Origin of the sequence: Streptomyces sp. NPDC046716 (genome assembly GCF_040645755.1) — a bacterium.
Classification (GTDB): domain Bacteria; phylum Actinomycetota; class Actinomycetes; order Streptomycetales; family Streptomycetaceae; genus Streptomyces.
The window spans coordinates 1-9233 of the sequence record NZ_JBEYYU010000117.1 but is presented as its reverse complement, the minus strand read 5'-3'; the positions used below and the strand labels follow the sequence as shown (position 1 = coordinate 9233).

Annotated in this window: 7 protein-coding genes; 4 read left to right on the top strand and 3 right to left on the bottom strand. The window is 73.2% G+C overall.

The window, feature by feature from the left end; translation table 11 throughout:
- The coding region (locus tag ABZ930_RS40760) for an alpha-amylase family glycosyl hydrolase (protein WP_361560468.1) at positions 1-1103 on the bottom strand (1103 nt) is incomplete at its 3' end.
- Positions 1104-1322: 219 nt separating this feature from the next.
- On the opposite strand from ABZ930_RS40760, the gene ABZ930_RS40755 reads away from it, so the two are divergent.
- Both ABZ930_RS40755 and ABZ930_RS40750 read left to right on the top strand, forming a co-directional pair.
- Positions 1323-1808: an Lrp/AsnC family transcriptional regulator gene (locus ABZ930_RS40755; RefSeq protein WP_361560465.1), complete on the top strand. Its 486-nt coding sequence runs from the start codon at positions 1323-1325 to the stop codon at positions 1806-1808.
- A 34-nt stretch (positions 1809-1842) separates the two neighbouring features.
- Positions 1843-2550, top strand: coding sequence for an HAD family phosphatase (locus ABZ930_RS40750; RefSeq protein ID WP_361560462.1), 708 nt, complete (start codon positions 1843-1845; stop codon positions 2548-2550).
- Here the strand turns inward: ABZ930_RS40750 and ABZ930_RS40745 are convergent.
- Together ABZ930_RS40745 and ABZ930_RS40740 are read right to left on the bottom strand one after the other, a co-directional pair.
- Complete coding sequence (locus ABZ930_RS40745) at positions 2498-4153, bottom strand: AMP-binding protein (protein ID WP_361560459.1); 1656 nt, start codon at positions 4151-4153, stop codon at positions 2498-2500. The two genes, ABZ930_RS40750 and ABZ930_RS40745, sit on opposite strands and share 53 nt — an antisense overlap.
- A 24-nt stretch (positions 4154-4177) precedes the next feature.
- Entirely contained in the window at positions 4178-4822 is a 645-nt protein-coding gene (locus ABZ930_RS40740) for a helix-turn-helix domain-containing protein (protein WP_361560456.1), read from the bottom strand.
- An 80-nt stretch (positions 4823-4902) separates the two neighbouring features.
- Here ABZ930_RS40740 and ABZ930_RS40735 point away from each other — a divergent pair, with 80 nt between their 5' ends.
- Together ABZ930_RS40735 and ABZ930_RS40730 are read left to right on the top strand one after the other, a co-directional pair.
- Positions 4903-8022 (top strand): carboxyl transferase domain-containing protein, encoded by a 3120-nt coding sequence (locus tag ABZ930_RS40735; RefSeq protein WP_361560453.1) that lies wholly within the window; start codon positions 4903-4905, stop codon positions 8020-8022.
- A 45-nt stretch (positions 8023-8067) separates the two neighbouring features.
- Entirely contained in the window at positions 8068-9051 is a 984-nt protein-coding gene (locus tag ABZ930_RS40730; RefSeq protein WP_361560450.1) for a Ppx/GppA family phosphatase, read from the top strand.
- Positions 9052-9233: the final 182 nt, after the last annotated feature.

Sequence of the window (9233 nt, the reverse complement as noted above, 5' to 3'; positions counted from 1 at the left end):
TCCCGGTCGCCCGCCGTCCTGATCTGCGTACCCAGACCCGACGGATTCGCGTACCGCGTCGCATGCCGCGTCACGTCGTGGTTCGACAGCACCCACGTGGTGGGAGCGCCGACGGGCCGCATGGCGTCGAGAGAGCGGTCGATGGCGGTACGGAGCTCTTCGGCGTCCCAAGACGTGCTCAGGTACTGGAAGTTGAAGGCCTGGTGCAGTTCGTCGGGACGCACATAGTTCGCGGTGCGTTCCACCGTCGGGGTCCACGCCTCCGCGACGAAGATCCGCTCACCGTCGTACTCGTCCAGGATCGTCCGCCACGAACGGTAGATCGCGTGCACACCGTCCTGGTCGAAGAACGGCATGACATCGTTGCCCAGCAACTTCAACTGATCACCGCCGCCCAGGTCCGGCAGCCCCTCCGCCTTGACGAGGCCGTGCGCCACATCGATCCGGAAACCGTCCACACCCATGTCGAGCCAGAACCTGAGGATCGACCGGAACTCGTCCGCGACCGCCGGATGCTCCCAGTTGAAGTCCGGCTGCTCCGGCGCGAACAGATGGAGGTACCACTCCCCGTCCGGCAGCCGCGTCCACGCCGGACCACCGAAGATCGACTCCCAGTCGTTGGGGGGCAGTTCACCGCTGTCGCCCTTGCCGGAGCGGAAGTGATAGCGGTCCCGCAGCGGCGACCCGGGACCCTCCGCCACCGCCCGCTTGAACCACTCGTGCTGGTCCGAGGAGTGATTCGGCACCAGGTCCACAATGACCCGCAGACCCAGACCGTGCGCGTCCCGGATCACCGCATCCGCATCCAAGAGCGTTCCGTACATGGGATCCACGGCCCGGTAGTCCGCGACGTCGTACCCGCCGTCCGCCTGCGGGGACGCATAGAACGGCGACAACCACACCGCGTCCACCCCGAGATCCTTCAGATACGGCAGTCGACGCCGGATCCCCTCCAGATCACCCGTCCCATCGGCATCACTGTCGGCGAAACTGCGCGGATACACCTGGTAGATCACCGCGTCCCGCCACCAGTCGGCGGCCTCGCGGGTCGTGGCGTCGGACGGAGGAGGCACGAGCGCCTGGTCCGTGGAGTGCTGATTCATCCGGACAAGGTAGAAGACGGCGGTCGCCGGAGAGCGCTGAACGCGCGGGCACGCCCGCCGGCCGTACGTGCCGTGCGGTCCGGCGGGACGGCGGGCGCTCGGCCACCGGTCCAGCACGACGGACCCGTCTCCGCCCTCCGGCCACCGAAGGCGGCATGTACTGGCCCATTGGTACAGTCGGCCGTGATCGACCGGATCGTCCGAAGGAGCTCACCGCCGATGGCCGTGGACCAGCTCGACACCCGCATCCTGCGACTCCTCCTGGAGCAGCCGCGGACCAGCGTCCGCGAGTACGCCCGGATCCTCGGGGTGGCCCGCGGCACCCTCCAGGCCCGCCTCGACCGGCTGGAGCGGGACGGTGTGATCACGAGCGCGGCGCCCGCCCTCTCCCCCGCCGCGCTCGGGCACCCGGTGCTCGCGTTCGTGCACATCGAGGTGACGCAGGGCCACCTGGCCGATGTCGCCGACGGCCTGGCCGGTGTCCCGGAGATCATCGAGGCGCACTCGATCACCGGCGGCGGCGACCTCCTGGCCCGCGTCGCGGCCCGGGACGCCGCGCACCTGGAGGACGTGGTGCAGCAGCTCAACCGGTTGCCCGGCGTGGTCCGCACCCGCACCGAGGTGGCGCTGCGCGAGCGCGTCCCGCACCGGCTGCTGCCGCTGGTCGAAGCGGTCGGCAGGGCGGCTGCAACGGACCGCAAGTGATCGTTCGGGGCCGGCTTCCTGCATGCTGGAGGGCATGAACGACCTCACCCGCCCCCTCGGTGGCACCGCCGTCGTCTTCGACCTCGACGGCACACTCGTCGACAGCGAGCCCAACTACTACCGGGCGACCCTCGGCACCCTGGCCCGGTACGGCATCACCGACTACACGTGGGCGGACAACGAGGCGTACGTCGGCATCTCCACCCTCGAGACGATCGGCCTGTGGAAGCGGCGGTACGGCATCGAGGCGGCCGCGTCCGACATGCTCGACGACCTCAACGCCCGCTATCTCGACCTCGCCCGCGCCGACACCCATGTCTTCCCGCAGATGCGGCTGTTCGTGGAGCGGCTGCACGCGGCCTCGGTGCCGATGATCGTGGCGTCGGGTTCGTCGCCCGAGGCCATCGACGCGATCCTCACCGGCACCGGTCTCGCCGCGCATCTGTCGCACTACGTCTCGGCGGACGAGGTGCCGCACGGCAAGCCCGCGCCCGACGTGTTCCTGGAGGCGGCCCGCCGCCTGGACGTGGCTCCCGCGTGCTGCGTGGTCCTGGAGGACGCGGCGCCGGGCGCCCGCGCCGCGCACGCTGCGGGCATGCGCTGCATCGCGCTGCCGTACGTGGCGGCGCAGGCGGACGATCCGGCGTTCACCGCGGCGGACCTGCTGTTCAAGGGCGGTCAGGAGGAATTCACGGCGCGGGCCGCGTACGACTGGCTCGAGCGGTCAGCTCCGTCTTCCTGATCTTGCCGGTGGGAGTGAGCGGCAGCTCGCCGACGACCTCGACGACCGCCGGGACCTTGTACGTCGCCATGGCCGCGGCCGCCCATTCGCGCAGTGCGTCGCCGGTGAGCGGGGAGCCGGGGGCGGTGCGCACGAACGCGTAGGGCCGCTCCCCGCTGGTGCCGTCGGGCACGGCGACGACCGCGGCGGCCAGCACATCGGGGTGGTGGGCGAGCAGCGTCTCGACCTCGGTGGGGAAGACGCTCATCCCCTTCACCTTGATCATGTCCTTGTCGCGGCCGAGGTAGTGCAGGGCGCCCTCGTCGTCGAGGACGCCGATGTCGCCGGTGTGCAGCCAGCCGTCGCGCAGCGCGCTCTCGGTGGCCTCGGGGGCACGCCAGTAGCGGGTGAGCACGGACGGTCCGCGTACGACGATCTCGCCGCGTTCGCCGAGCGGCAGCGGGGTGCCGGTGGCGAAGTCGACGACCATGAAGTCCGTACCGGGGACGGGCAGTCCGCAGAAGACCGGGTCGCTCAGCAGGTCGTGGTCGCCGTCCTGGAAGCCGAGGGTGTTGGTGTCGCTGGTGTGGGTCTCCGTCATGCCGTACGAGGCCTCGCGCAGGACGCTGTGCGGGCCGACGGCCGCCTTCCAGCGGGCGCGCAGCGCCGGGGTGAGCTTGCGGATGAAGGAGACGGTGAGCGGGGCGGTGAGGCTCGTCAGGTCGCGGCGGGCGAAGTCGGGGTGGTCCAGGAGTTCCAGGTAGTTCTCGACGGTGCCGGCCAGGGTGGTCGCGCCGTACGTCTCGATGGCGCGCAGCACCTCGCCGGCGTCCCAGCGGGTGAGCAGCACGCTGGTGCCGCCGGAGACGAGCGGGGCGAGGATGCCGAGGTTCTCGCCCGCGATCCAGAAGACCGGCAGGTAGCAGACGGAGACGATGCCGCGCTCCCGCTCGGCGGCGTCGGGCATCCGGCCCTCGTCGATGGCGGTGGCCGTGTAGACCATGTGCCGCTGGGTGTGCTCGCAGCCCTTGGGCAGGCCGGTGGTGCCGCCGGTGTAGTTCAGGGCGGCGAGCGCGTCGAGGTCGTCGGCGATCGGCTCGTGGCGCGGGTGGGCGAGGGCGGCGGGCCAGTCGGCGTCGGCGAGCACGGTCCGTACGGGCGTCTCGTCCCGCACCTCGTCGAGGACCGGCAGCAGCGCGTCCCGGGTGACGACCACCTCCGGCCCCGCGTCGGTCAGTTCGTGGCGCAGTTCGGCCGCGCGGAACATCGGGTTCACCGGTACGTGCACGGCGCCGAGCCGCAGCACGGCGAGCAGGGTGACGACGAACCGGGCGCCGTTGGGCAGGAAGACGCCGACGCGGTCGCCCGGCCGGACCCCTCGCGCGGCGAGCCAGCCCGCCAACCGGGCGGCGTGGTCGTCGAGTTCGCGGTACGAGAGGGTCCCGTCGGCGGTGACGAGCGCGGGCCGCTCGGGCCTGAGCCCGGCCCAGCGGGCGATGTGGGCGGGCAGGGTCGGCTCGCCCGCGGGGTGGACGGTGGCGGAGGGCTGGCGGCCCTGCCGTGCCGTCGCCTGGCGGGCCCTCAGGTCGTCGAGGTACGCGTCGATCGGTATGCCGGTGGACAAGGTGCGGCTCCCTGCTGTCGTTCGCTACTGCCGGTCTTGGGCTCCGATACCGAGGAGGTGCCGGTACATGGTGGTGACGTCGCGCACCGCCGCGTCGTACGAGGCCGGGCGCGCCGCCACCGTGCGGGCGAACTCGACGCTCATGCCGCCGACGGCGCGGGAGAGGGTGAGCGGGTCGACGACGGGGTGGGCCCGGCCCTCGGCCGCGACGCGGCGCACGTACCGGGCGGCGCGGCGCACCGGCCGCTCGCGGATCTCCTCCCACAGGGCGCGCACCTCGTCGTCGCCGCGCGCCTGCTGCTCCAGGAGGACGAGCAGCGGCAGATGGCGGGCGTAGGCGGCGATGAACGCGGCCGTCGACGCCTCGGTGACCGCCGCGACGTCGTCGGTGTCGACGCCCGGCACGTCCTGCGCGGCGAGGAACGCCTCCCGCACTCGCCGGGCGAGCACCCGGAACACCTCGTCCTTCGACGCGAAGTACACGTAGAAGCCGGCCCGTGACACCTCGGCCTCCGCGGTGATGTCGGCGATGGTCGCCGGCCCGTACCCCAGCCGTCCGAACACGGTCTCGGCCGCGTCGAGGAGCCGGCCGCGGGCCGGTGCGTCGGTGCGGTCCCGGGCGGTGCGGGTCGCCCATTCCTGTGTCGCCTGACGTTTGCGTGCTGCCACAGCGCCAGAGTATTGACGTTGACGTCAGTGTCAATGAGCATGACGGAACCCGTCCACGCCGCTTCTTCTCGGAGGGTCCCATGGGGTCTGCCGCCGTACTCGTCGCCAACCGGGGCGAGATCGCCGTCCGGGTGCTGCGCGCCGCCGCCGATCTCGGGCTGCGCGCGGTCGCCGTGCACGAACCGGGGGACGACGCGCACGTGCGGCGGGCCGACGAAGTGGTGGGGCTGCCCGCGGGGGGCTATCTGGACGCGGCGGAGCTGGTGGCCGCCGCCCGCCGGTCGGGCTGCGGATATCTGCATCCGGGGTACGGGTTCCTGAGCGAGTCGGCGGAGCTGGCGCGGCGGTGCGCCGAGGCGGGCGTCGTGTTCGTCGGCCCGTCGCCTCAGGCGCTGGAGCTGTTCGGGGACAAGGCGCGGGCGCGGGCGCTCGCCGTCGGGGCCGGGGTGCCCGTACTGCCGGGCACGGACGGCGCGACGACGCTGGAGCAGGCACGGGCCCTGCTCGCGGACGGTCCGGTGATGGTGAAGGCGGTGGGCGGGGGCGGCGGTCGCGGGATGCGCGTCGTGCGGACCGCGGACGAGCTGCCCGAGGCGTGGGAGCGGTGCCGTTCGGAGGCGCGACAGGGCTTCGGGCGCGACGCGTTGTACGTGGAGCGGCTGTGGGAGGGGGCCCGTCACATCGAGGTGCAGATCGTGGCGGACGGCACGGGCGCGGTGGGGCATCTGTGGGAGCGGGACTGCAGCGCGCAGCGCCGCCATCAGAAGCTGGTCGAGATCGCGCCCGCGCCCGCGCTCGACACCGCGGTGCGCGACCGGCTCCTCGACGCCGCGCTCGGCCTGGCCCGCGCCGCCCGCTATCAGGGGCTCGGCACCGTCGAATTCCTCGTCAAGGGCGACGAGTTCGTGTTCATGGAGGCCAATCCACGGCTCCAGGTGGAGCACACGGTGACGGAGGAGGTGACGGGCGTCGATCTCGTCGCGGCGCAGTTGCGCATCGCCGCGGGCGACTCCCTCGCCGCTCTGGGGCTCGACGCGCCGCCGCCGGTCCGCGGGTGCGCGGTGCAGGTGCGGGTGAACGCGGAGGTGACGGACGCGGACGGGACGGTGCGTGCGTCGGCCGGCCGGATCTCCCGCTACGACGTGCCGACGGGCCCTGGGATCCGGGTCGACACGGCCGCGCGCACCGGTACCGAGATCGGGGCGCGCTACGACTCGCTGCTCGCGAAGGTCGTCGCCCATGCGCCGGGCGGCTTCGCCGCGGCGTGCGCACGGGCCGGGCGGGCTCTCGACGAGTTCGCGGTGGAGGGGGTGCGGACCTCGATCCCCGTACTGACCGGCCTGCTCGGGCACCCCGGGTTCACCGCGGGCGGCTTCGACACCGGCTTCGTCCAGCGTCATCTGCCCGAGCTGGTGCCCGCCGCCCCGCCGCCGGACACGGCTCTTCCGGAGCCCGGCACGACCACGGCCCCGATGAGCGGCACGGTCACCTCCGTCGAGGTGGAGCCGGGCCAACTTGTCGCTTCCGGTGCGGTGTTGCTGGTGCTGGAGGCGATGAAGATGGAGCACGTGGTGCGCGCCGACCGGGCGGGTGTGGTCCGGGCCGTGCGGGCGGAGGTCGGGGACACCGTCGCGGAGGGCGCGGAGCTGGTGCTCCTGGACCTCACGGAGGACGGCCCCGAGCAGCGGGAGGCGGCGGCCGACCTCGACCCCGACGCGGTGCGGGCCGACCTCGCCGAGACGCGTGCACGGCACGCGTTCGGGCTCGACGAGAACCGGCCCGAGGCCGTCGCCAAGCGGCACGCGGCCGGGCGGCGCACCGCGCGGGAGAACATCGGGGAGCTGTGCGATCCGGGCTCGTTCACCGAGTTCGGGGCGCTCGCCGTGGCGGCGCAGCGGCAGCGCCGCCCGCTGGACGAGCTGATCCGGGCGACGCCCGCCGACGGCATGGTCACCGGCACCGGCCGGATCGGCGGCGCGGCCGCCGTCGTCATGTCGTACGACTACACGGTGCTCGCCGGGACGCAGGGCCACAACAACCACCGCAAGACCGACCGGATGCTGCAGCTCGCCGAGGAGCGCGGGCTGCCCGTCGTGCTGTTCGCGGAGGGCGGCGGCGGGCGGCCCGGCGACACCGACACCACCGTCGTGGCGGGGTTGAACGTGCCGACGTTCCAGCGGATGGCGCGGCTCAGCGGCCGGGTGCCGCTGATCGGGATCGCGTCGGGCCGCTGTTTCGCGGGCAACGCGGCGCTGCTCGGCTGCTGCGACGTGGTGATCGCGACGCCGGAGGCGAACATCGGCATGGGCGGCCCGGCGATGATCGAGGGCGGCGGGCTCGGGGTGTACCGGCCGGAGGAGATCGGGCCACTGTCGGTGCAGGTGCCGAACGGCGTGGTGGATCTGCCGGTCGCCGACGAGGCGGAGGCCGTGCGCGCGGCCCGCGCCTGCCTCGCGTACTTCCAGGGAATCCGGGCGGATGGGGAGGCGCCGGACCAGCGGATGCTGCGGCACGCCGTGCCCGAGAACCGGCGGCGAGCCTATGACGTCCGGGCCGCGATCGACGGCATCGCAGACCGGGATTCGGTCATCGAGCTGCGGCGCGGCTTCGGCGCCGGGATCATCACGGCGCTGGTGCGGATCGAGGGGCGACCGCTCGGACTGATCGCCAACAACCCGTCCCACCTGGGCGGGGCGATCGACCGGGACGCCGCCGACAAGGCCGCCCGGTTCCTGCGCCAGTGCGAGGCGTCCGGGCTGCCGGTGCTTTCGCTCTGCGACACTCCGGGATTCATGGTCGGGCCGGACGCCGAACGCACGGCGACGGTACGGCAGTTCGCGGATCTCTTCGTCGCGGGCGCGCGGCTCACGGTGCCGCTGGTCTGCCTCGTGCTGCGCAAGGCGTACGGGCTCGGCGCGATGGCCATGATGGGCGGCTCGACCCAGGCGCCGCTCGCGACGGCGGCCTGGCCGAGCGGGGAGTTCGGCGGAATGGGTCTTGAGGGGGCGGTGCGGCTCGGCTACCGGCGCGAGCTGGCCGCCATCGCCGACCCGGCCGAGCGGGAGCGGGCCTTCGAGGCGCGCGTCGCCGAGCTGTACGAGCACGGCAAGGCGGTCAACGCGGCCGCCGCCCTGGAGATCGACGCGGTCATCGACCCCGAGCGGTCGCGGAGTTGGATCCTTTCCGCTCTCGACACCTGAGCACCCCGGCTATCATCTGCGCCGGAAGAGGGGGCTTCGACGATCATGCGAATCAGTGTGGTGGATGTCGGTTCGAACACGGTGCGGCTGGCGATCGCGGACGCCAGGGACGGGGCTCCGCTCCCGGTGCACACGGCCAAGCGGCGGCTGCGGCTGTCCGAGGAGGTCGACGGCGACCGCCGGCTCAGGCCGCGCGCCGTGCGGCGGATCGTGGACGCGGTCGCGGAGGCGTGCGCGGAGGCCGAACGGTGGGGCAGCGACGAACCGTTCGTGTTCGCCACGGCCATCGTCCGTGACGCGCCGAACCGTGACGAGATCCTGGACGCCGTGGAGCAGGGCGCCGGGGTACGGATGCGGGTGCTGCCCGGCGAGGTGGAGGCCGAGCTGACCTTCCTCGCCGCGCGGCGCTGGATGGGCTGGCGGGCCGGGCCGCTCGGGGTGCTCGACATCGGGGGCGGGTCGCTCGAAGTCGCCTTCGGGCGTGGCCGGTTGCCGGGCTTCGCGGTGTCGCTGCCGCTCGGGGCGCGGCGGCTGACCCGGGAGCACCTGCACGACGCCGAGGTGCCGGGCGACGAGGAGTTGCGGGCTCTGCGGCGTCACGTGCGGCATCAGTTGCGGGACGTCGCGGCCCGGATCCGCTGGGAGGGGCCCATCACGGCCGCCGCCACGTCGCGGACGTTCACTCAGCTGGCCCGTCTGTGTGGCGCGCCTCCGGGGAGGCACGGACCCTTTGTGCGGCGGGAGTTGTACCGGTCGGATCTGCGGGGGGCCGTGACGGATCTCGCCGGGTTGCCGGTGGCCCGGCGGGCCGAACTGACCGGGATCTCGGCGCCCCGGGCCGCTCAGTCGCTGGCCGGGGCGCTGGTGGGGCACACCGCGATGAAGCTGATGGGGATTCGCCGGCTGACGATCTGTCCCTGGGCGATCCGGGAGGGGATTCTGTTGCGGCGGATAGAGGGTGACAGCGCGTGGTGGGCCGACCCGGGCGCCTCGGCCGCGCCCCGACTGAGGGTGGCGGGCCAGCGCTGACCCTCGCCTGCGACCCGGGGCCTCTTCTCGCGCAGTTCCCCGCGCCCCTCAAACCAGATGCCACGCGCGCCTCTCGTCGTGGCTGGTCGCGCAGTTCCCCGCGCCCCTGAGATGCGCACTGCGTGCGCCATCTCATCGGGGAAGGCTGCGCGCAGCGCATGCCTTCAGGGGCGCGGGGAACT

Bases quoted from the DNA above. Each gene is read 5' to 3' on its own strand.
- ABZ930_RS40755 (WP_361560465.1), top strand. From the start codon at position 1,323: ATGGCCGTGGACCAGCTCGACACCCGCATCCTGCGACTCCTCCTGGAG.
- ABZ930_RS40750 (WP_361560462.1), top strand. From the start codon at position 1,843: ATGAACGACCTCACCCGCCCCCTCGGTGGCACCGCCGTCGTCTTCGAC.
- ABZ930_RS40735 (WP_361560453.1), top strand. From the start codon at position 4,903: ATGGGGTCTGCCGCCGTACTCGTCGCCAACCGGGGCGAGATCGCCGTC.
- ABZ930_RS40730 (WP_361560450.1), top strand. From the start codon at position 8,068: ATGCGAATCAGTGTGGTGGATGTCGGTTCGAACACGGTGCGGCTGGCG.